Origin of the sequence: Microbacterium sp. MAH-37 (assembly GCF_009758255.1) — a bacterium.
Taxonomy (GTDB): domain Bacteria; phylum Actinomycetota; class Actinomycetes; order Actinomycetales; family Microbacteriaceae; genus Microbacterium.
The window spans coordinates 94,016-115,175 of sequence record NZ_WSEN01000003.1; the positions used below are offsets into that span (position 1 = coordinate 94,016).

The 21,160-nt window shown below is 68.4% G+C and carries 20 protein-coding genes; 11 read left to right on the forward strand and 9 right to left on the reverse strand.

Going from position 1 to position 21,160, the window contains the following annotated elements; genetic code table 11:
• Positions 1 to 3: 3 nt before the first annotated feature.
• A complete protein-coding gene (locus GON06_RS02825) occupies positions 4 to 753 on the forward strand; it encodes an alpha/beta hydrolase (RefSeq protein WP_157310778.1) in 750 nt (249 codons plus the stop codon).
• A 22-nt stretch (positions 754 to 775) separates the two neighbouring features.
• On the opposite strand, the gene GON06_RS02830 is transcribed toward GON06_RS02825, so the two are convergent.
• The gene (locus tag GON06_RS02830) at positions 776 to 1,633 is read right to left on the reverse strand and encodes a carbohydrate kinase family protein (protein WP_157310779.1); all 858 of its coding nucleotides are present in this window, start codon (positions 1,631 to 1,633) and stop codon (positions 776 to 778) included.
• A 211-nt stretch (positions 1,634 to 1,844) separates the two neighbouring features.
• On the opposite strand from GON06_RS02830, the gene GON06_RS02835 reads away from it, so the two are divergent.
• The gene (locus tag GON06_RS02835; protein ID WP_157310780.1) at positions 1,845 to 3,515 is read left to right on the forward strand and encodes a chitobiase/beta-hexosaminidase C-terminal domain-containing protein; all 1,671 of its coding nucleotides are present in this window, start codon (positions 1,845 to 1,847) and stop codon (positions 3,513 to 3,515) included.
• Positions 3,516 to 3,593: 78 nt separating this feature from the next.
• On the opposite strand, the gene GON06_RS02840 is transcribed toward GON06_RS02835, so the two are convergent.
• The 8 genes from GON06_RS02840 to GON06_RS02875 form a co-directional block, all read right to left on the reverse strand.
• Positions 3,594 to 4,709, reverse strand: a complete 1,116-nt coding sequence (locus GON06_RS02840) for an adenosine deaminase (protein ID WP_157310781.1) — start codon at positions 4,707 to 4,709, stop codon at positions 3,594 to 3,596.
• Between the two features lie 39 nt (positions 4,710 to 4,748).
• Entirely contained in the window at positions 4,749 to 6,044 is a 1,296-nt protein-coding gene (locus GON06_RS02845; protein ID WP_157310782.1) for a thymidine phosphorylase, read from the reverse strand.
• Positions 6,041 to 6,439, reverse strand: coding sequence for a cytidine deaminase (locus GON06_RS02850; protein ID WP_157310783.1), 399 nt, complete (start codon positions 6,437 to 6,439; stop codon positions 6,041 to 6,043). The genes GON06_RS02845 and GON06_RS02850 overlap by 4 nt, the downstream gene beginning before the upstream one ends.
• Before the next feature lie 14 nt (positions 6,440 to 6,453).
• Positions 6,454 to 7,734 (reverse strand): ABC transporter permease, encoded by a 1,281-nt coding sequence (locus tag GON06_RS02855; protein WP_157310784.1) that lies wholly within the window; start codon positions 7,732 to 7,734, stop codon positions 6,454 to 6,456.
• Positions 7,731 to 9,014 carry an ABC transporter permease gene (locus GON06_RS02860; protein ID WP_157310785.1) on the reverse strand — a complete coding sequence of 428 codons (1,284 nt, stop codon included), beginning with the start codon at positions 9,012 to 9,014 and terminating at the stop codon, positions 7,731 to 7,733. Before GON06_RS02860 ends, GON06_RS02855 begins: the two co-directional genes overlap by 4 nt.
• Positions 9,011 to 10,525 (reverse strand): ABC transporter ATP-binding protein, encoded by a 1,515-nt coding sequence (locus GON06_RS02865; protein WP_157310786.1) that lies wholly within the window; start codon positions 10,523 to 10,525, stop codon positions 9,011 to 9,013. Before GON06_RS02865 ends, GON06_RS02860 begins: the two co-directional genes overlap by 4 nt.
• 103 nt (positions 10,526 to 10,628) lie before the next feature.
• On the reverse strand, positions 10,629 to 11,723 hold the full coding sequence (locus GON06_RS02870) for a BMP family lipoprotein (protein WP_378735805.1): 1,095 nt from the start codon (positions 11,721 to 11,723) through the stop codon (positions 10,629 to 10,631).
• 137 nt (positions 11,724 to 11,860) lie between these two features.
• Complete coding sequence (locus GON06_RS02875; protein WP_157310788.1) at positions 11,861 to 12,976, reverse strand: mannose-1-phosphate guanylyltransferase; 1,116 nt, start codon at positions 12,974 to 12,976, stop codon at positions 11,861 to 11,863.
• Between the two features lie 161 nt (positions 12,977 to 13,137).
• On the opposite strand from GON06_RS02875, the gene sdhC reads away from it, so the two are divergent.
• The 9 genes from sdhC to GON06_RS02920 all read left to right on the forward strand — a co-directional run bounded on the left by sdhC (position 13,138) and on the right by GON06_RS02920 (position 21,128).
• Entirely contained in the window at positions 13,138 to 13,560 is a 423-nt protein-coding gene (gene sdhC, locus GON06_RS02880; protein ID WP_332837110.1) for a succinate dehydrogenase, cytochrome b556 subunit, read from the forward strand.
• Positions 13,560 to 14,003 (forward strand): succinate dehydrogenase hydrophobic membrane anchor subunit, encoded by a 444-nt coding sequence (locus GON06_RS02885; RefSeq protein WP_157310789.1) that lies wholly within the window; start codon positions 13,560 to 13,562, stop codon positions 14,001 to 14,003. The genes sdhC and GON06_RS02885 overlap by 1 nt, the downstream gene beginning before the upstream one ends.
• Before the next feature lie 26 nt (positions 14,004 to 14,029).
• Positions 14,030 to 15,856 (forward strand): succinate dehydrogenase flavoprotein subunit, encoded by a 1,827-nt coding sequence (sdhA, locus tag GON06_RS02890; protein WP_332837111.1) that lies wholly within the window; start codon positions 14,030 to 14,032, stop codon positions 15,854 to 15,856.
• On the forward strand, positions 15,856 to 16,644 hold the full coding sequence (locus GON06_RS02895; RefSeq protein ID WP_157310790.1) for a succinate dehydrogenase iron-sulfur subunit: 789 nt from the start codon (positions 15,856 to 15,858) through the stop codon (positions 16,642 to 16,644). The genes sdhA and GON06_RS02895 overlap by 1 nt, the downstream gene beginning before the upstream one ends.
• A gap of 21 nt (positions 16,645 to 16,665) precedes the next feature.
• Complete coding sequence (locus GON06_RS02900) at positions 16,666 to 17,970, forward strand: YihY/virulence factor BrkB family protein (RefSeq protein WP_332837112.1); 1,305 nt, start codon at positions 16,666 to 16,668, stop codon at positions 17,968 to 17,970.
• 9 nt (positions 17,971 to 17,979) lie between these two features.
• Entirely contained in the window at positions 17,980 to 18,873 is an 894-nt protein-coding gene (locus tag GON06_RS02905; protein WP_157310791.1) for an exodeoxyribonuclease III, read from the forward strand.
• Positions 18,874 to 18,946: 73 nt separating this feature from the next.
• Positions 18,947 to 19,489, forward strand: coding sequence for a hypothetical protein (locus GON06_RS02910; RefSeq protein WP_157310792.1), 543 nt, complete (start codon positions 18,947 to 18,949; stop codon positions 19,487 to 19,489).
• A gap of 10 nt (positions 19,490 to 19,499) precedes the next feature.
• Positions 19,500 to 20,504, forward strand: a complete 1,005-nt coding sequence (gene trpS / locus GON06_RS02915) for a tryptophan--tRNA ligase (protein ID WP_332837113.1) — start codon at positions 19,500 to 19,502, stop codon at positions 20,502 to 20,504.
• Positions 20,505 to 20,534: 30 nt separating this feature from the next.
• Entirely contained in the window at positions 20,535 to 21,128 is a 594-nt protein-coding gene (locus GON06_RS02920; protein WP_157310793.1) for a hypothetical protein, read from the forward strand.
• Positions 21,129 to 21,160 lie beyond the last annotated feature (32 nt).

Consider the following 21,160-nt stretch of genomic DNA (forward strand, 5'->3'; position numbering starts at 1 on the left):
ACCATGCCTGAGAAGCGCGGAAGGCGGGTCCTCCGCTGGGTGCTGTGGAGCCTGCTCGCACTCCTCGTCCTGATCGTCGGCGGGACTCTGATCTGGAGTCAGGTCGGTGTGATGGCCGCCGAGCCGGGACCGCTCGCGGAAGCCGAGCAGAACCCCGGTCTGACGATTGACGACGCCGCCCCCGAGGGCATCGTGCTCTCCCCCGCGGACGGCGGCTCGGACGTGGGCCTCGTGTTCATCCCCGGCGCGAAGGTGCAACCGGAGGCGTACATCGCGAAACTGCAGGACCTCGCCGCAGAGGACGGCATCACCGTCGTGATCACCCGTCCCTGGTTGAACCTGGCGTTCTTCGACCTGCGCGGAATGGATGCCTTCACATCCGCCGCGCCCGACGTGGACGCGTGGATGGTCGGCGGGCATTCGCTCGGCGGAGTGCGCTCGTGCCAGCTGGCGGAGGATGCCGACGCGCTGGTGCTGTTCGCCTCGTACTGCGCGAACGAACTTGCGGAGTCCGGCCTGCCGGTGCTGAGCCTGTCCGGCAGTGAGGACGGCCTCTCCACGCCGCAGAAGATCGCGGATGCCCGGGACCTGCTGCCCTCCGACGCGGAGATGGTGGAGATCCCCGGTGCCTCGCACGCGTCGTTCGGTGACTACGGTCCGCAGGCCGGCGACGGCACCCCGACGATCTCGGACGAGGACATGCGCGCGCAGCTGACCGAGCACATCGGGTCGTTCGTCGACGCCCTGCGCTGAGCGGCGCTCACGCCGTTCGTGTTCAGCCGAGCACGTCGTCCAGCAGCGGATGCAGGTGACGAGTGCCCAGCACCGATGATGCGGAGCGTGCGCCCGCAGCCAGGGCTTCAGGGAGCACCGCGCCGTCAAGATGCGCGTGCAGCACGCCTGCGAGGAACGCGTCGCCGGCGCCGTTGGTGTCGAGCACCTCGACGGGCACAGCGGCGACCCGGTGCACGTCACCGGCGACATCCACCGCGACCGCACCCTCGGCGCCGAGCGTGCAGACGGCGAACGACGCACCCGCGTCGACACGCGAGCGCAGAAAGGCGACCGGGTCCGCCAGCCGGTCGGCGTTGCAGAACACCGCATCCGCCGTCGCCAGGAACGGCCGGTGGAACTCCGCCTCGCCGTCGTAGTCGTGCACGTCCACCCAGATCGGCCTGCCGGAGCGCTGCGCGGCGGGAAGCGCGGCGAGGCCCTCGGCCGAGAGATCCACCACGAGTACCTCGGCACCGTCGAAGAACTCGTCGAGAGCCGCAGGATCCGCCTCGGCGAGGGCCTCCGGACTGGCGAGGTACAGCGAGACCCGTTCCCCCTCCAGAGTCATCAGGTTGAGGTGGCGCTCCGAACGGTCAGCGACCACGAGGTCGGAGGGGTCGATGCCGACGCCCGTGAGCGCCATGCGGATCCGTTCCCCCTCGGCGTCATCCCCGACGCCCGCACGCAGCCGCACCCGGTCGCCCAGCGCCGCCAGCGCGAGCGCCTTGCCCGCGCTGGTGCCGCCAAGGGTCTGCCAGTCGTCCTGCGCGTACTGCATGTGCGGCACGGGAGCCGGCAGCTCATCGAGCAGCACGAGGGTGTTCCAGGAGACGGCGCCGACGACGGAGATGTGATGCATCCCTCGATTCTGGCGTATCCGCGCAGCGCACCCGTCACTGACGTGCCGTCGTTCACCTTGTCTTCACAACTCCACGCCCGCAATCGCGCCAGGCCGCACGACTTGTTCTCCTGGTGTTCTCTTCTTCGTCCCTGCTCGGTCCCGTCGGATGCCTAGTGTGCCTATCACGCCTGGTATCGGGCTACATAGATAGACAACTTGGAGAGAAGTGATGAAGCGAAAGATCGCCGGGGCGTGCGCCCTGGCCGCCGTCGCCACGGCCGTGGCTCTGCCCGGCGCCGCCGGTGCGAGCGTCACCGGCGCCGAAGACCTGCCGGCTCCCGTGTTCAGCCAGCAGGGCGGCCGGTTCACCGGACCCACCACCGTCGAACTCACCGCCCCGGCCGGAACGCAGATCCGCTACACGCTCGATGGCTCGGCACCCACCCGCCAGAGCCCGCTGTACAGGGCGCCGATCGTCATCGACGAGACGACCGACCTCGCCGCCGTCACGCTCCGTGGCAACCGCGTCTCGCCCGCTGAGATCGAGGGATACATCGTCAAGAGCGAGGAGAAGCCGCTGCTGTCGTTCTTCGTTATGAGCGACGTGCACACCTCGTCGCTCAGCGACAAGAACCGTGGAATCTGGGCGAGCCACTTCGACACGCTCGCGGCGATCGACCCCGATCCCGACCTGATCATCTCCAACGGCGACCAGATCAACGACAACTACGGCAACACGGCACCCGACCACCTGGTCGTGAAGACGATCTTCGACGAGAACATGACCCGTCTCGGCATCGAAGACACCCCGGTGCTCATGTCGCACGGCAACCACGACGTGGGTAACGCCGATATGGCACGGTACTACGGCGACTGGTTCCCCAACTCCGCCGGCGGGTACTACGAGCGCACCATCGGCGACCACACCTTCCTCGTGATCGACACCGAGCGGTATTCGGGTGCACAGCGCGAGTGGCTGCGCACCCGCCTCTCAGAGTTGTCGGCTCGCCCGGACGCGCTGACCGAGCCGGTCTTCGTGATCGGGCACCGTCCCACCGCGAGCACCGTCCACGACGGCGCCCAGGCGTCGAACCCCACGCTCACCGCCGACCTCGCAGGGCACCCGCAGGTCGTGTACTTCTCGGGACACTCGCACCTGAATCTGAACGACGAGCGCTCGATCTGGCAGGGCGCGTTCACCGCGGTCAACGACGGCTCGATGTCGTACACCGAGACCCCGCACGACGCCTATCAGATCTACGGCGACGCGCTGTGGGACGAGTACACCATTCCCACGGCGCAGGCACTGCACGTCGAGGTCTACGGCGACCGCACCGAGATCGAGCGGATCGACTTCGCCGCCGAGAACGAGCGCACGTACACGAACGGGAAGTGGGGAACGTACCAGTCCGCGTTCCCGTTCGTCAGCGCCGGCACGCTCGCCGGCCCCACATGGACGGTGCGCCTCGAGGGCGACACCGCGGACGAAGTGCGTGCGAACTTCGACTACACCTCCGATGCCCGCGACGCCGTGGCGCCGGTACTCACCCGGAAGCCGAAGCACATGGTCGACACGGGCGGCCGCGACGTGCTGCGCGTCACCGCGGCGACTGACGACGAGTCGGTCTACGGCTACGACGTGCGCGTGCGCGACGCCGCCACCGGTGCGGCGGCCCTGCCGATCCGCGCCGGCGCCAAGGTGCTCGCCGACTTCCAGATGGCGCCGCGCCCGAGCGTCCTCGACATCCCGCTCGCGATCCGCAACGGGCGGCAGGCGGATGCCCCGCTCCTGACGCTCACGAAGGGCACCGAGTACATCGCGGACGTGACGGCGGTCGACATGTACGGCAACCGATCGGAGACGAAGACGGTCAGGTTCGTCGCCGGTCAGGACGACTGACCGCTTCCACAGCGCACGGCCCCGGTGACCGGAAGGTCACCGGGGCCGTGCGCGACCTGGTGGAGGTGGTTTTCGCTCCTACCGCTCGAAGCCCTCCGCGATGATCTCGACGAGCTCCTCGCGCTCCTCGACCGGAAGGAAGGCTGCGGAGGCGGCGTTGAACTGGAACGTCTCCAGGTCCTCCAGGTCGTACCCGAAGGCGTCCACCAGCAGGGCCAGCTCCCGGGTCAGGGAGGTGCCGCTCATCGTGCGGTTGTCGGTGTTCACCGTCACTGCGAAGCCCAGCTGGTACAGCAGGTCGAACGGGTGGTCGGCGAGGTCGTCGCCCCACAGCGCCGAGGCGCCGGTCTGCAGGTTCGACGACGGCGACAGCTCGAGCGGGATCTCCCGATCGCGGACCCAGCGCGCGAGATCGCCGAACTGCACCTGCACCTCGTCGCCCTCGTGATCGATGATCTGCAGGTCCTCGGCGATGCGCACGCCGTGCCCGAGACGCAGGGCGCGCCCGTCCAGCAGCGCGGAGCGGATCGATGCCGGGCCTGCCGCTTCGCCGGCATGCACGGTCACCGGGAAGAACTCGGCGGCCAGGTAGTCGAAGGCTTCACGGTGCGCGGCGGGCAGGAAGCCGTCCTCAGGGCCGGCGATGTCGAAACCGACGACGCCGCGACCGCGGTACGACACCGCCAGCTCGGCGATCTCGCGGGTGCGATCGTCGTGGCGCATCGCAGACAGGATCTGGCTGACGCGGATGCTGCGGCCTGCGGCATCCGCCTCGTCCTCGCCCTCCTCGATGCCGCGCTGCACGGCGTCGACCGCGTCGCTCAGGGACAGGCCGCCGGCCACGTGCTGCTCCGGCGCCCAGCGCACCTCACCGTAGATCACACCGTCAGCCGCCAGGTCGGCGACGAACTCGCGCGCCACGCGCGCCAGCGCATCGGCGCTCTGCATGACCGCGGTCGTCAGCGAGAACGTCTCGAGGTACTTCGGCAGCGAACCGGAATCGCTCTGCTTCGCGATCCAGCGACGCAGAGCGGCGGGATCGGATGCCGGAGTGTTCACGCCGTGCGCATCCGCCAGCTCGAGGATCGTCTCCGGACGCACACCACCGTCGAGGTGGTCGTGCAGCGAGACCTTGGGCAGGCCGCGCAGCGAAGCGCCCTGCACGCGGACGTCGCCGTTCTGGTCGATGGTCATCGGTCCTCCAGGTGTGCGTTCAGTTCAGAGAGACGTGGTTCAGGCGGTGATGCGCTCGCGCACCAGCGGGCCGGCCGCCGGGGCCTCGGCACCGACCGCCCAGGCGCCCTCCAGCGCCTCCAGGGCACGGGCGAACCGTGCAGGATCCTCGGCGGAGAGCGTGAACACCGGCTGTCCGGCGGCCACGGCCTCGCCGGGCTTGACGTGCAGGTCGATGCCGGCAGCGTGGATGACCGGATCCTCCGCCCGTGCGCGTCCCGCGCCCAGGCGCCAGGCGGCGATACCGAAGGGCAGTGCCTCCATACGGGTCACGACGCCGGATTCCGTCGCGGTGACGACATGCGTCTCGCGGGCGGTCGGCAGCGCAGCATCCGGATCGCCGTCCTGCGCGCGGATCATGGCGTTCCACTGATCCATCGCACGGCCGTCATCCAGTGCCGCCTCGACGTCGGCGTCCGGCTGCCCGGCCAATGCGAGCATCTCGCGCGCCAGCGCGACGGTGAGCTCGCGGATGTCGGCGGGCCCGGCGCCGGCGAGCACCTCGACGGACTCGCGCACCTCATTGGCATTGCCGATGGCGCGACCGAGCGGCACGTTCATGTCGGTGAGCAGCGCGGTCGTGGCGACACCGGAGTCGGTGCCGAGTGCGACCATCGTGCGCGCCAGTTCGCGAGCGCGGTCGATGTCCTGCATGAACGCGCCGGAGCCGAACTTCACGTCCAGCACGAGTGCGTCGGTGCCCTCCGCGATCTTCTTCGACATGATGCTGGACGCGATCAGCGGGATCGCCTCCACCGTGCCGGTGACGTCGCGCAGCGCGTACAGCTTCTTGTCCGCGGGGGCGAGCCCCGAGCCCGCGGCGCAGATCACCGCGCCGACGTCGGACTTCATCTGCGCGAACATCTCCTCGTTCGAGAGCGCCGCGCGCCACCCGGGGATCGACTCGAGCTTGTCCAGCGTGCCGCCGGTGTGGCCGAGGCCGCGGCCCGAGAGCTGCGGCACCGCCACGCCGAACACCGCGACCAGCGGGGCGAGCGGCAACGTGATCTTGTCGCCCACGCCGCCGGTGGAGTGCTTGTCGACGGTGCGTTTCCCGAGCGAGGCGAAGCTCATCCGCTCTCCCGTCGCGATCATCGCGTCGGTGAGAACCCGGATCTCGTCGCGCTCCATGCCGCGCTGGAACACGGCCATCGCGAACGACGCCATCTGCGCGTCCGAGACATAGCCGCGCGTGTAGGCGTCCACCATCCAGCGAAGTGCGTCCTCGGGGACCGAGCCGCCGTCGCGCTTCGCACGGATGACATCGACGGCGTCGAACGGCTCGACCGCGGTCATCGGACGTCCTCCAGATCGGCGGGACCGAAGCGGTCGGGCAGCACCTCGTCGATCGTGCGGATGCCGGACACCGTCTCGAGCAGCATCCCCGGTGTGGCGTGCTCGGAGAGCAGCTGACGGCAGCGGCCGCACGGCATGATCGTCTTCCCCTCCACATTCACGCACACGAACGCGACCAGCTTGCCGCCGCCGGACATGTGCAGGTCGCCGACCATCGCGCACTCCGCGCACAGCGTCACGCCGTAGGAGGCGTTCTCGACGTTGCATCCGGCGACCACGCGGCCGTCGTCGACCAGCGCCGCGGCACCCACCTTGTAGCGCGAGTACGGCGCGTACGCCTTCTGCATCGCTTCGGTCGCGACCTGACGCAGGTCGTCCCAGTCGATGTCGGTCATGTCTTTCCGTCCTCCTAGGACTTGATGTAGGGATCGCCGTCCGCTGCCGGCGGACGCGATCGGCCGACCAGCCCTGCGACCGCGAAGATCGTCACGACGTAGGGCAGCATCAGCATGAACTGGCTGGGCACCGGAGACCCGATGACGCTCAGCACGCCCTGCAGGTTCGTCGCGAACCCGAACAGCAGTGCGGCCAGCGTCGCGCGGATCGGATCCCACTTTCCGAAGATCACGGCGGCCAGTGCGATGAAGCCCGCACCGGCGGTCATCTCGGGGTTGAACCGGGGCACGGACACCAGCGTGTAGAACGCGCCGCCCATGCCGGCGATCGCGCCTGCGATCAGCACGTTCATGTAGCGCGTGCGGGCGACGTTGATGCCCACGGTGTCGGCGGCCTGCGGGTGCTCGCCGACGGCGCGCATGCGCAGGCCCCAGCGGGTGCGGTACATGCCGAACCACACTGCGAAGACCACGATGTACATCAGGTAGACGACGACCGTCTGGCGGAACAGGATCGGGCCGATCACGGGGATCTCACTGAGACCCGGGATCGCGATTGCCTTGAACGGCGTGACCGTGTTCATCGTGGCCTGGTTCGGCGCCAGAACCTGCCGGAACAGGAACGTGGTCACGCCCACCACCAGCACGTTCAGCACGACACCGACGATCACCTGGTCGACGTAGTAGGTGATGGCGAAGACGCCGAGCACCAGCGCCACGAGCAGGCCGGCGGCCATGGCCGCCACGAGCCCGGCCCAAGGGCTGCCGGTGACCGAGCCGACGATCGCGGCGCAGAACGCGCCGGCGAGCAGCTGCGCCTCGATCGCGATGTTCACGACACCGGCGCGCTCACCGATCACGCCGCCCAGGGCGCCGAAGATCAGCGGAGTCGCCAGCGCCAGCGCGCCGCTGAGCAGGCCGACCATCGGCACGCTGCCGCTGCCGGCGGCCGCCCAGGCCAGGAACCCGAAGATCAGCACGAGCACGTAGATCGCGGTGAGCCACATCGGAACCGTACGACGGCGGGACACGAGCAGCACGGCGACGACCGTGATCGCGGCCATGATCACGGCGCACACCCACGCAGTGGCCGTGGCCGGAACCACCAGGTCGGGGATGGCGATGGCATCGCGGCCGGAACCGAAGCGGAAGGTGCTGTCGCCCTCGCGCGGGGCGAGCAGCGGAAGCAGTGCGAACAGCGCCGTCATGACGACGAAGATGATCGGGGTCTTCCAGGAGACGACGGTCACGGTGCGCGGTGCACCGATCTCGGGAGCATCGATCGTGGTGCTCATGCCGACACCTCCTTCCCTTCGACAGGCTCAGGACGTCGCTTCGCTTCTATACGACGTTGCTTGCGGCTCGGCTTGCCGGGCTGCGGCAGGCCGAACATGGCACGCACCAGCGGCGGTGCCGCGATGAAGAGCACGATCAGCGACTGCACGACGAGCACGATCTCGATCGGGATGCCCTCTGACACCTGCATCGTGAATCCACCGGTCTTGAAGCCGCCGAACAGGATGCCGGCCCACAGGATGCCCAGCGGACGCGAGCGGCCGAGCAGCGCGACCGTGATCGCGTCGAATCCGATGCCGGCGTCGATGCCGCCGGCGAAGCCGCCTGGCTCGGTGCCGAGCACCTGGCTGACACCGGCGAGGCCGACCAGGCCACCAGCGATGACCATGACCAGGAAGTACATCCGCCCGACCGAGATGCCGGCGGTGCGCGCGGCTGCGGGGTTCTCACCCACGGCACGGAAGCGGAAGCCGAGGCTGGAGCGCTCGAGCAGCCACCAGGTGACCGCCACCGCGACCAGCGCGAGGATGAAGCCGAGGTGCAGCTTGTACGTCGGGCCGAGGATCGGAGGCAGCACCGCGGAATCGGCCATCGGCGCGGTCTTCGGGTTGCTCGAGCCCGGCTGCTGCAGCACGCCCTGCGTCGCCAGCATCCAAGCCAGCAGGTACACGGCGATGTGGTTCAGCATGATCGTCACGATCACCTCGTGCGCGCCAGTGCGCGCCTTGAGGAAGCCGGCGATGCCCGCCCAGATCGCGCCCGCGAGGACACCGGCGACGACGGCGGCGAGCATGTGCAGCGGGAAGGGCATGTCCATGGCCGTGGCGACGTAGCCCGCCGCGGCCGCGGCCATCAGCATCTGTCCCTGGCCACCGATGTTGAACAGGCCGGCGCGGAACGCGAGGCCGACGCCGAGACCGGCCGCGATAAGCGGAGTGGCGAACTTCAGCGTCTCGGTCAACGGGCGGATGCCGATTGCGAACGAGTCGGCGTTGAAGTTGTACACCGCGCCGCGGAACATCGCGGCGTAGGCTCCGGCGACGGACTGCCAGATCGCGGCGATGGTGTCCATCGGCCGTGCGAAGAAGTACGACGCCGCCTCCTGCACGTCCGGGTCGGTGATCGCGATGAGGATCGAGCCGACCACGACGGCGGCGACGACCGCGAGCACCGAGATGATCGCGTTGCCGGTGACGACCCGCTGCCAGGCCTCATGCCACTTCGAGGGCGCGGGCGGCGCGGCGGAGGTCTCCGGCGGCAGGGTCTGCGCGGCGGTCATGCGCTGGCTCCTTCATTCACGGCGCCTGCCATCATCAGGCCGAGTTCTTCACGGGGGGTGTCGCCGGGCACGATGCCCACGATCCGGCCCCGGTACATCACGAGGATCCGGTCGGCGAGAGCGGCGACCTCGTCGAGTTCTGTGGAGATGACGATCACGGGGACTCCCGCATCCCGCGTCTCCACGACGCGCTTGTGGATGAACTCGATCGAACCCACGTCCACGCCCCGGGTCGGCTGGGCCGCCACGAACAGCGACAGGTCGCGGCTCAGCTCGCGTGCCAGCACGACCTTCTGCTGGTTGCCACCGGACAGTCGTCCCGCGGGCTGGGCCGGCCCCTGGGTGCGGATGTCGAACTCGCTGATCTTCTCGCGCGCGAAGGCATCGAGCGCGGCGAGCTGCAGTGCCCCGGCCTTCACGAACGGCGCACCGGACGAACGGTCCAGCATGAGGTTCTCCGCGATCGAGAACTCCTTGACCAGGCCGTCCACGCCGCGGTCCTCCGGCACGAACCCGACGCCGGCGTCGAGGATCTGCCTGACACTGCGGCCGACGAGCTCCTCACCGTTCAGGCGGATGCTGCCGCGGACATGGTCCTGCAGGCCCACCAGGGCCTCGGTGAGCTCGGTCTGGCCGTTGCCCTGCACACCGGCGATCGCGAGGACCTCACCGCCGTGCACCTCGAAGGATGCGTCGTCAACGAGCACGGTGCCTGTGGCATCCCGCACGGTCAGGCCTTCGACGACGAGCGCGTTGTCGCGCAGCTGCGGCGCGTCCTTGTGCACGGTCAGCTCGACGGCGCGGCCCACCATCAGCGAAGCGAGCTCCGCGTTGGACGCGGTGGGCGACGCCTCGCCGACCACCTTGCCGAGCCGGATCACCGTGATGCGGTCGGCGACCTCGCGGACCTCGCGCAGCTTGTGGGTGATGAACACGATCGCCGTGCCCTGCTCCTTGAGCTGACGCATCGTCGTCATCAGCTCGTCGGTCTCCTGTGGCGTGAGCACCGCTGTGGGCTCGTCGAACACCAGGATGTGGGCATCGCGCGAGAGCGCCTTGATGATCTCCACGCGCTGCTGCACACCGACCGGGAGGTCCTCGACGACGGCATCCGGGTCGACGTCGAACCCGAACCGATCGGAGATCTCCCGCACGCGCTTGCGTGCGGCGGCCAGGTCCAGGCGCCCTCCGAATCGCGTCTGCTCGTGACCGAGCATGACGTTCTCCGCGACGGTGAACACCGGCACAAGCATGAAGTGCTGGTGCACCATGCCGATGCCCGCCTTCATCGCGTCACCGGGGCCAGCGAAGCGCTGCACCTCGTCGTCGATGAGAATCTGCCCCTCATCGGCCTGGTACAGGCCGTAGAGCACGTTCATCAGGGTGGATTTGCCCGCGCCGTTCTCACCGAGCAGACAGTGGATCTCACCGGGTTCGACAGTGAGATCGATATGGTCGTTGGCCGTCAGCGCGCCGAACCTCTTCGTGATGCCGCGCAACTCGAGCTTCATGTGTCCGATCCTATTCATCACCTGCCGCCTCGCCCAGGGATCGCCCGGGCAGACGACAGCGGGGAGGCCGGTGCGAGCCGGCCTCCCCGTCTGCGGGGTCCTCTTACTTGCTGAGGTAGGAGGTGACGGTGATCTTGCCGTCGATGATGTCCTTCTTGATCTGCTCGACCTTCTCGACCAGGGCCGGGTCGACCTTGCTCTCGAAGTTGTGCAGCGGGGCGATGCCGACGCCCTCGTTCTCCAGCGTGCCGATGTAGGCCTCGGGGTCGAACTCGCCCTCGGCGCTCGACATCACGGCCTGGTAGGTCGAGAGGTCCATCGCCTTGAGGATCGACGTGAGGACGACGTCCTGGGTGGTGGGGTCGGTGACGAACAGGTCGGCGTCGGCGCCGATCAGCGCGACGTCGCGGCCGGACTCGCTGATGGCCTGCAGGGCCGACTGGTAGATCGGGCCGCCGACCGGGAGGATCACGTCGACACCCTGGTCGATGATGTTCTTCGCGACGGTCTTGGCGCCCTGGTTGGCCTCGAAGCCGCCGGTGAAGGAGCCGGTCTTGCCGTCCCAGCCGACGACGGCGACGTTGGTGCCGTTCTCCTTGTTGTAGTAGTCGACGCCCTGCTTGAAGCCGTCCATGAAGATCGTCACGGTCGGGAACTCCATGCCACCGAAGGTGCCGACCTTGCCGGCCTTCGAGTAGCCGGCGGCGAGGTAGCCGGCCTGGAACGCGGCCTGTGCGGTGTCGTACAGCAGCGGCTTGACGTTCTCGGCGTCCTTCTTGCCGTCGAAGTCGTTGTCGGCGGCGTCGTCGACGAGGATGAAGTCGATGTCGGCGTTGGCGTTGGCGGCGTCGACGGTGGCCTTCGACAGCGCGAAGCCGACCGAGACGATCGCGTTGCAGCCGGCCGAGACCATGTTGTCGATGTTCGGCCCGTACTCGGTCTCGGCGTTGGACTCTGCCTTCTTCAGCTCGACGCCCAGTTCGTCGGCGGCCTTCTTGGCACCTTCGTAGGAGAGCTGGTTGAAGGACTTGTCGTCGAAGCCGCCCGCGTCGGAGACGATGCAGGGGACGAAGTCGCTGTTCTTCGCGCCGTCGCCTGCCGGCTTGTCCTCCGGCGCCTGGCCGCAGCCGGCCAGTGCGAAGACGACGCCCGCGGCGAGGGTAGCGCCGATGAGCTTCTTGGTGGTGGAGATGGTCACTCGAGCCTCCCGGGAAAGATCCGCGCCCATCGCGGATCGATCAAAGTTACCTACTGTTTCGAACACACCACGGTATCGGGTGGCGAAAGGTTACAAATCTGAGATGATGCCCGCCCCGATCCGTTGGGCGGGCCCCACTAGAGCACGTCGCCGCGGCCGGTGAGCTTCAGCGATTCGACGACGCCCTTCACCCGCTGCGCGTGCTCCACCGTGGTGACCAGCAGCGCGTCGGGGGTGTCCACGACGACGATGTCCTGCACGCCGACCAGGCTGATCACGCGCGAGGTCTGACTGACCAGGATGCCGCTGGCGGCATCGCTCAGCACCCGGGCCTTGGGCCCGAGCACCGCGAGGTCGTTCTTGCGGCCGTTCGTGATCAGTTTGGTGAGCGAGGCGAAGTCCCCCACGTCGTCCCAGTCGAAGTGGCCTGGTACCACCGCGAGTCGCCCGCGCTCTGCGGCGGGCTCCGCGACCGCGTAGTCGATCGCGATCTTCTTCAGCCGCGGCCAGATGCGGTCCACGGCGGGGCCGCGCCGCTCGCGGTCGTCCCACGCCTCTGCGAGCTCCATCAGCCCGGCGTGCAGCTCGGGCTCGTTCAGCGCGAGCTCGTCGAGCAGCACGCTCGCCTTGGCGATGAACATGCCCGCGTTCCACAGGTAGGTGCGCTCGGCGAGGTAGCCCTTGGCGGTCTCGAGGTCCGGCTTCTCCACGAAGCGCTCGACGAGAGCCGCCTCGCGGGCCCCCTCGACGAGAAGCTCGGCCCCGCGCTTGATGTAGCCGAAGCCGACAGCCGGCTCGGTGGGCGAGATGCCGATCGTGCAGATGTACCCCTCGCGCGCCACCTCCACGGCATCCCGCACGGCGAACTCGAACACGCGCGACCCGCGGATCACGTGATCAGCGCTGAACGACCCGATGATCACCTCGGGGTCGCGACGGTGCAGGATGGCGGCCGCAAGGCCGATGGCAGCCGCCGACTCGCGCGGCTCGGACTCGAGGAACACGTTGTGGTCCGGGATGCCGGGCAGCTGCTCCTCCACTGCGGCGCGGTGCGCGCGCCCGGTGACCACCGCGATGCGGTCCGCGCCGGCGAGCGGCTCCAGCCGATCCCAGGTGTCGCGCAGCAGGGAGTGCCCCGATCCGGTCAGGTCGTGCAGGAACTTCGGCGCATCCGCACGGGACAGCGGCCACAGCCTGCTGCCGATGCCGCCGGCGGGGATCACCGCGTAGAAGTCCTCGATGGGCTCTCTCATGCACTCCAGGCTACCGGCGAGGAGAAATCTTGACATCAAGATAGTTAGGTCTGCCTTGCTCGCTCCCAGCGAACGAACAGGAATAGGATGGAGTCGACCACGCGTGCCCGCTGTGGCGCGCCCCGAGTCACATCGATCAGGATCGATCAGGGAGGACGAACGTGTCCGCAAGCACTCGCTTGACACCGTCGATTTCGGAGACGACATCCAAGACCCCGCGCGGAACCCTCTATCGGGGCCGCGAAGGCATGTGGTCCTGGGTGCTTCACCGCATCACCGGCGTCGCCATCTTCTTCTTCCTTCTGGTGCACGTGCTCGACACGTCACTGATCCGCGTCTCGCCCGAGGCGTACGACGCGGTCATCGGCACCTACAAGAACCCGGTCATGGCGGTCGGCGAGGTCGTCCTGGTGGCGGGCATCGTCTTCCACGCCATGAACGGCCTGCGCATCATCCTCATCGACTTCTGGTCGAAGGGCGCGCGCTACCAGCGGCAGATGTTCTGGGGCGTCCTCGGCGTCTGGGTCGTACTGATGGCCGGCTTCGTCCCGAGGCACCTCATGCTCGCGTTCGGAGGCAACTGATGACCACCACCGCAGCTCCCGCACCGGCCCGCACGCGCCGCGGATTCAACATCGAGAAGTGGGCATGGCTGTTCATGCGCCTCTCCGGTGTCGTCCTGATCGTGCTGATCTTCGGCCACCTGTTCGTCAACCTCATGGTCGGTGAGGGAATCCACGGCGTCGACTTCGGCTTCGTCGCCGGCAAGTACGCCACGCCGTTCTGGCAGTGGTGGGACGTGCTGATGCTCTGGCTCGCCCTGATCCACGGCGGCAACGGCATGCGCACGATCGTCAACGACTACGTCACGCACGAGGGCGCCCGCAAGGCGCTCGTCTGGGCGATCGGCCTCGCCGCCGCCCTGCTGATCGTGCTGGGCACCCTCGTGGTGTTCACCTTCGACCCCTGCAACGGCGTCCTCCAGGACGGCGTCATGTGGGAGACCTGCCAGGCCGTCGGCAACTGATCAGAGCGTAAGAGATAGGCATACGAGTGACTGCGCAGACCCAGGATTCCGTCGTCCGCGACGGTGTGCACTACCACCAGTTCGACATCGTCATCGTGGGCGCCGGCGGCGCCGGCATGCGGGCGGCCATCGAGGCCGGCCCCGGCGCGAAGACGGCCGTCATCTCCAAGCTGTACCCGACGCGCTCGCACACCGGTGCCGCGCAGGGCGGCATGGCGGCGGCCCTCGCGAACGTCGAGGACGACAACTGGGAATGGCACACCTACGACACCGTCAAGGGCGGTGACTACCTCGTCGACCAGGACGCCGCCGAGATCCTCGCCAAGGAGGCGATCGACGCGGTCATCGACCTCGAGAACATGGGGCTGCCGTTCAACCGCACCCCCGAGGGCAAGATCGACCAGCGCCGGTTCGGCGGTCACACCCGTGAGCACGGCAAGTCGCCGGTGCGCCGCGCCTGCTACGCCGCCGACCGCACCGGTCACATGATCCTGCAGACGCTGTTCCAGAACTGCGTGAAGCTCGGCATCAACTTCTTCAACGAGTTCTACGTGCTCGACCTGGTCACCGTGAAGGACGCAGAGGGGAAGACCCAGATCGCGGGTGTCGTCGCCTACGACCTCGCCACCGGTGAGCTCCACGTCTTCCAGTCCAAGGCCGTGATCTTCGCCACCGGCGGCTTCGGCAAGATCTTCAAGACCACCTCGAACGCGCACACTCTCACCGGTGACGGCGTCGGCATCGTGTGGCGCAAGGGCCTGCCGCTCGAGGACCTCGAGTTCTTCCAGTTCCACCCGACGGGTCTCGCCGGCCTCGGCATCCTTCTCACCGAGGGAGCCCGCGGCGAGGGCGCGATCCTGCGCAACGCCTCGGGTGAGCGCTTCATGGAGCGCTACGCCCCCACGATCAAGGACCTCGCGCCGCGCGACATCGTCGCCCGAAGCATGGTGCAGGAGGTCGCGGAGGGCCGCGGCGCCGGCCCGCACAAGGACTACGTGCTGCTGGACTGCACCCACCTGGGCGCCGAGGTGCTCGAGACCAAGCTCCCCGACATCACCGAGTTCGCGCGCACCTATCTGGGCGTCGACCCGGTCGTCGAGCCCGTGCCCGTCATGCCGACCGCGCACTACGCGATGGGCGGCATCCCGACCAACAACAACGGCGAAGTCCTCGCCGACAACGACACGATCGTCCCCGGCCTGTACGCTGCCGGCGAGTGCGCGTGCGTGTCGGTGCACGGCTCGAACCGACTGGGCACCAACTCGCTGCTGGACATCAACGTGTTCGGCAAGCGCAGTGGCCGCAACGCGGTCGAGTACGTCAAGACCGCCGACTTCGTGCCGCTGCCGGATGACGCGGTGAACGGCGTGCGCGACATGATCGAGGGCCTGCGCAACAACGCGGGCACCGAGCGCATCGCCGTGCTGCGCAAGAAGCTGCAGGACGAGATGGACAAGGGCGCGCAGGTGTTCCGCACCCACGAGTCGCTCGAGCACGTCCTCGGCGTCATCAAGGAGCTCCGCGAGCGCTACAAGAACGTTCACGTCGATGACAAGGGCCGGCGGTTCAACACCGACCTGCTCGAGGCCGTCGAGCTGGGCTTCCTGCTCGACATCGCCGAGGTCGTCGTCTACGCCGCGCAGAATCGCGAGGAGAGCCGTGGCGGACACATGCGCGACGACTTCCCGAAGCGCGACGACGAGAACTACATGAAGCACACGATGGCGTACCTGACCGGGGACCCGCACTCGTCGACGCCGGCCGACCACATCAGGCTGGATTGGAAGCCCGTCGTGTTCACCAAGAACGAGGACGGCGAGTTGCGGTACCCGCCGATGGAGAGGAAGTACTGATGTCCGACGCTCTCGTGGCACCCGAGCTCGACGCCGCGGCCGAAGCCGCGGACGCGGCCGCAGACAGCGGCGTGCAGTCGTTCCTCGTCACGTTCATCATCCGTCGTTTCGACCCCGAGACCGACGCCGAGCCGCACTGGGTGGACTACGACGTCGAGCTGTACGCGACCGACCGTGTGCTCGACGCCCTGCACAAGATCAAGTGGGAGGTGGACGGCTCGCTGAGCTTCCGCCGCTCCTGCGCGCACGGCATCTGCGGCTCCGACGCGATGCGCATCAACGGACGCAACCGCCTGGCCTGCAAGACGCTGATCAAGGACCTCGACATCTCGAAGCCGATCTACGTCGAGGCCATCAAGGGTCTGCCGCTCGAGAAGGACCTCATCGTCGACATGGAGCCGTTCTTCGCCTCCTACCGCGAGGTGCAGCCGTTCCTGGTTGCGAACTCCACTCCCGAGAAGGGCAAGGAGCGCATCCAGTCCATCGCCGACCGCGCGATCTTCGACGACACGACCAAGTGCATCCTGTGCGCCGCGTGCACCTCGTCGTGCCCCGTGTTCTGGACCGATGGCCAGTACTTCGGCCCCGCCGCGATCGTCAACGCGCACCGCTTCATCTTCGACTCGCGCGACGACAACGCCGACGTGCGCCTCGACATCCTCAACGACAAGGAGGGTGTGTGGCGCTGCCGCACGACCTTCAACTGCACCGAGGCATGCCCCCGCGGCATCGAGGTCACCAAGGCCATCGCCGAGGTCAAGCAGGCGGTGCTGCGCGGCGGACGCTGATCCCCTCGCTACTCTGAGATCGTGACCGACTCGGAGGCCTCGAACACGCCCGCGCCCAGCGCCCGCGCGAAGCGCGGGGCGGCTGCGCGGGCCGTCCGCGAGGAGCAGCATCTGCGTGAGCGCTGGGAGGCCACTCAGGAGAGTCTGCGCGAGCGCTTCGACGAGCCGATCTCGCGCGCGACGAAGCTCACGCGGCGCACGCTGGCGTGGTTCCCCGTGCGGGTGTGGCGCAACTTCCTGCAGCACGAGGGCTTCCTGCTCGCCGCGGGCATCAGCTACCAGACGCTGTTCGCGACCTTCGCCGCGGTGTACGTGGTCTTCGCTCTGGCCGGTCTGTGGCTCGGCAACGACCAGGACGCCGTCGACGGTCTCGTCGACGTCATCAACCATTACGTCCCGAACCTGATCAGCGAGAACGGCCTGGCCAGCGTCGAGGACGTGACCCAGATCGCGACGGATTCCGCCGGGACCCTCAGCATCACCGGTGCGATCGCGCTGGGCACCCTTATCTGGACTGCGATCGGAGCGATCTCGTTCGCCCGTCGCGCCGTTCGAGGCGTGTTCGGCATCGCGCCGGACCGACGCAACTACTTCCTCCTGAAGTCCCTCGACCTGCTCGCGGCGCTCACGTTCGGTGCCGGCCTGCTGATCGGCACCGCGCTCGGAACGGCGGGAACGGTCTCCCTGGACTTCCTGTTCGGCCTCATCGGCATGAGCAGTTCCTCTGTGCTGTTCAAGGTGGCTGTGTGGCTCGTCACCGTCGCTGTGCTCTACGCGGTGAACACGGCGCTGATGGCAGGTCTGTTCCGGTTCCTCACCGGCACGAAGCTCACGTTCCGGCGCATCCTGCCCGGTGCGTTCCTGGGCGCCGCGGCGACGACTGTGCTGCAGCTCGGCTTCGGCCTGTTCCTCGGGTACACCCCGACGAACACGCTGCTGGTCACGTTCATCTTCTTCATCGTGCTGCTGCTGTGGTTCCGCCTGATCGGCATCGTGCTGCTTGTCGCTGCATCCTGGATCGCCGTCGGCGCACACGACGACCACGTCGCGCTGATTCCGCAGACCGAGGCCGAGCGGCTGGCCAAGGAGCATGCGGCGCTGCTGCTGGCCGCCCAGGTGCGGCTGCGCACCGCGGTCGATGAGCGCGCGAGCGCACCCTGGTACCGCCGCTGGGCGGCCGACCGCGCTCTGCACGACGCGCAGGAGGAGCTCAAGCAGGTGGAGGAGGCCGCGCCGCCAGCACCCGCGCCGAAGAAGGGCTTCCTCTCCCCCGCGCCGAAGCGCGAGGCGGCCGCTGCGGAAGGGGATGTCCGCCCCCGTCGATAGGCTTGGTGGATGCCTCACCTGCGTATCGCCTCGGTCAATGTCAACGGCATCCGTGCCGCCGTCCGCAACGGGATGCACGGCTGGCTGGATGATGCCGGAGTCGACATCCTCACGGTGCAGGAGGTGCGCGCGCAGGACGAGCACGTCGAGGCGGCTTTCCCCGGCTGGTCGATCCTGCACGACGTCGCGAGCGCGAAGGGCCGCGCCGGTGTCGCGGTCGTCAGCCGCGAGCCGGCCGTCGCCTCGCGCACCGCGCTGGGCTCCGACGACTTCGACTCGGCGGGCCGCTGGCTCGAGGCCGACTTCGACCTCGGCGGCGTTCCGCTGACCGTCGTCAGCGCCTACGTGCACTCCGGCGAGGCCGATACCCCGAAGCAGATCGAGAAGTGGAAGTTCCTCGACGCGATGGAACGGCGGATGTCGCAGCTCGGCGCCGACGGCGCCCTCGCGCTCGTCACCGGTGACCTCAACGTCGGGCACCGCCCCCTCGACATCCTGAACTGGAAGGGCAACGTCAAGAAGTCCGGCTATCTGGCCCGCGAGCGCGCCTACTTCGACCGTTTCCTCGGCGCCGCGGGCGAACCCGCGATCGGTCAGGAAGGCATCGGCCGGGGCATGGTCGGGCAGCTCAGCGACACGCGCCCCTACGTGACGGAGGGCGACGGCAAGGGTCTGGGCTGGGTCGACGTCGGTCGCGCGACGCACGGCGAGGTCGACGGCCCGTACACCTGGTGGACCATGCGCGGCCAGGCGTTCGACAACGACTCCGGCTGGCGCATCGACTATCACCTCGCCACCCCTGCACTCGCTGCGCGGGCGACGAACTACCGCGTCGCGCGCGCCGCCACCTACGCCGAGCGCTGGAGCGACCACTCGCCCGTGATCGTCGACTACACGTATTGAGGAGGGTTTTCCCTACCCTCTGCTCCGGCTGGCCCGGTGGCCCTCGTGCGCGGCCACCGGGATCGTGGATTCCATGAACCCCCGCATCGTGCTGCGCACCTGGATCGTCTCCTTCTTCGCCTGCATACCGCTGCTCGCGCTGCTGCTCGTCCCGCAGTTGATGCGCAGCCGGGCCGGCAGCGAGCAGCTGCTGCTCGTCGGGACCGGACTGCTGCTGGCGCTGCTGATCGGCGCCTTCCTGCTCGCACCGCTGCTGTCCGCCATCGCAGCACCGCAGTCCGGCCTCTGGGAACGGCGGACGAGCCTGCGAAGCGCGGCGGTCGTGTGGCGGAAGAAACCCGGTCGCGCGGTGACCGCCCTGCTCATCGGCATCGCCGTCTACGCGCTTGGTCAGGCCGTGGGTTACGGGGTCGGGACCATCGTGCCCTACATCGAGGACAACCCCGCCCACCTGACCGACGCGTCGCAGTCGCCGTGGGTCCTGCACTATCCCGCCTATGCGCTGCAGGCCGTCGTGCTGTACGCGGCGACGACACTCGCGATCGCCGTCTACGCGGCCCTGCTGCGTGCCGCGCACCCCGCCACAGCGCTCAAGGTGCAGGCATCCGCCCCATAGGATTGACACCGTGACCAAACCTCGCCTCTACTCAGGAATGCAGCCCTCCGCCGACTCCCTCCAGGCCGGCAACTACATCGGGGCGCTCCTGCAGTGGCGCGACATGCAGAACTCGTACGACGCGTTCTTCTCGGTCGTCGACCTGCACGCGATCACCGTGCCGCAGGACCCCGCCGAGCTTCGTGAGAAGACGCGGCGTACCGCTGCGCAGTACATCGCTGCCGGCATCGAGCCGTCGAAGTCCACGCTGTACGTGCAGTCGCACGTCCGCGCGCACGCCGAACTGGCCTGGATCCTCTCCACGATCACCGGCTTCGGCGAGGCCGGTCGCATGACGCAGTTCAAGGACAAGTCCGCCCGCTACGGCGCGGACTCCACCTCGGTCGGACTGTTCACCTACCCGGTGCTGATGGCCGCCGACATCCTGCTCTACCAGAGCGAGCTGGTGCCTGTCGGCGACGACCAGAAGCAGCACGTCGAGCTCACCCGCGACCTCGCGGAGCGCTTCAACAAGCGGTTCGGCAAGACGTTCACGGTGCCGAAGGCGGTCATCCAGAAGGACACCGCCCGCATCTACGACCTGCAGAACCCGACCTCGAAGATGTCGAAGTCGGCCGAGAGCGACGCCGGTGTGCTGTGGCTGCTCGACGACCCGGCGAAGTCGGCGAAGAAGATCATGCGCGCGGTCACCGACACCGAGGGCTCGGTGCGGTACGACCGCGAGAACAAGCCCGGCGTCTCGAACCTGCTCACCATCTACGCCGCCCTCAGCGGCCGCCAGGTGGGGGCGATCGAGGACGAGTACGCGGGCCGGGGCTACGGCGACTTCAAGAAGGGCCTCGCCGAGGTCGTGGTGAACGAGTTCGGCCCGGTTCGCGAGCGGGTTCTCGAGCTGCTCGACGACCCCGCTGAGCTCGACCGGATCCTCGCCGCCAACGCCGCACGCGCCGACGAGGTGGCGGATGCCACGCTGAGGGACGTGTACGACAAGGTCGGCCTGCTCCGCCGCGTCTGACACCTCCGACACGTCTGACAGGATGAACGCGTGACCGATCCGTTCCCGCCGCAGCCGCCCGCCCACCCCGGATCCGCTCAGCCGCCGGTTCCTCCGGTGCCGCAGGCGCCCCCGGGGCAGGCGGCGCAGCCCGGCTACGTGGCACCGTCGGGCTACGCTCCCCCACCCGGCGCCTACGCCGTACCGGTGGGCGGGTATCAGGCTCCGGTCGGCGGATACACGCCGCCGCAGCCTCCTGCGAAGGGTTCGGCGACGCTCGGTGCCGCGGCGCTCGTGCTCGGCCTGATCGCGCTGATCGTGGTCCCGATCCTCGCGGGTGTGTTCGGGGCTCAGGTCGGCACGGCCGCTCCCGACTTCTTCCTCGACACCTCAGGCGCCTACGACGACATCGCCGCGCTCGCGCCCGCCCGCAACGAGATCCTGTGGACCGAGATCGCGTTCTGGAGCGGCACGGCCATCGGCATCGCCGCCATCGTCCTCGGCATCGTCGCGACAGCGAAGCGTCGCGGCCGTGCACTCGGCATCACCGGCATGGTTCTCGCCGTGCTCGGACCGGTGGCGTTCGTGCTCGCGTTCAGCATCGCCGCGGCGGCAGGCGCCGTGGGCACGATGACCTCGTTCTGACCTGCCGAGCAGGTCAGAACCGAGCACGTCAT

Bases quoted from the DNA above. Each gene is read 5' to 3' on its own strand.
- GON06_RS02825 (WP_157310778.1), top strand. From the start codon at position 4: ATGCCTGAGAAGCGCGGAAGGCGGGTCCTCCGCTGGGTGCTGTGGAGC.
- GON06_RS02830 (WP_157310779.1), bottom strand. From the start codon at position 1,633: ATGCATCACATCTCCGTCGTCGGCGCCGTCTCCTGGAACACCCTCGTG.
- GON06_RS02835 (WP_157310780.1), top strand. From the start codon at position 1,845: ATGAAGCGAAAGATCGCCGGGGCGTGCGCCCTGGCCGCCGTCGCCACG.
- GON06_RS02840 (WP_157310781.1), bottom strand. From the start codon at position 4,709: ATGACCATCGACCAGAACGGCGACGTCCGCGTGCAGGGCGCTTCGCTG.
- GON06_RS02845 (WP_157310782.1), bottom strand. From the start codon at position 6,044: ATGACCGCGGTCGAGCCGTTCGACGCCGTCGATGTCATCCGTGCGAAG.
- GON06_RS02850 (WP_157310783.1), bottom strand. From the start codon at position 6,439: ATGACCGACATCGACTGGGACGACCTGCGTCAGGTCGCGACCGAAGCG.
- GON06_RS02855 (WP_157310784.1), bottom strand. From the start codon at position 7,734: ATGAGCACCACGATCGATGCTCCCGAGATCGGTGCACCGCGCACCGTG.
- GON06_RS02860 (WP_157310785.1), bottom strand. From the start codon at position 9,014: ATGACCGCCGCGCAGACCCTGCCGCCGGAGACCTCCGCCGCGCCGCCC.
- GON06_RS02865 (WP_157310786.1), bottom strand. From the start codon at position 10,525: ATGAAGCTCGAGTTGCGCGGCATCACGAAGAGGTTCGGCGCGCTGACG.
- GON06_RS02875 (WP_157310788.1), bottom strand. From the start codon at position 12,976: ATGAGAGAGCCCATCGAGGACTTCTACGCGGTGATCCCCGCCGGCGGC.
- GON06_RS02885 (WP_157310789.1), top strand. From the start codon at position 13,560: ATGACCACCACCGCAGCTCCCGCACCGGCCCGCACGCGCCGCGGATTC.
- GON06_RS02895 (WP_157310790.1), top strand. From the start codon at position 15,856: ATGTCCGACGCTCTCGTGGCACCCGAGCTCGACGCCGCGGCCGAAGCC.
- GON06_RS02905 (WP_157310791.1), top strand. From the start codon at position 17,980: ATGCCTCACCTGCGTATCGCCTCGGTCAATGTCAACGGCATCCGTGCC.
- GON06_RS02910 (WP_157310792.1), top strand. From the start codon at position 18,947: ATGAACCCCCGCATCGTGCTGCGCACCTGGATCGTCTCCTTCTTCGCC.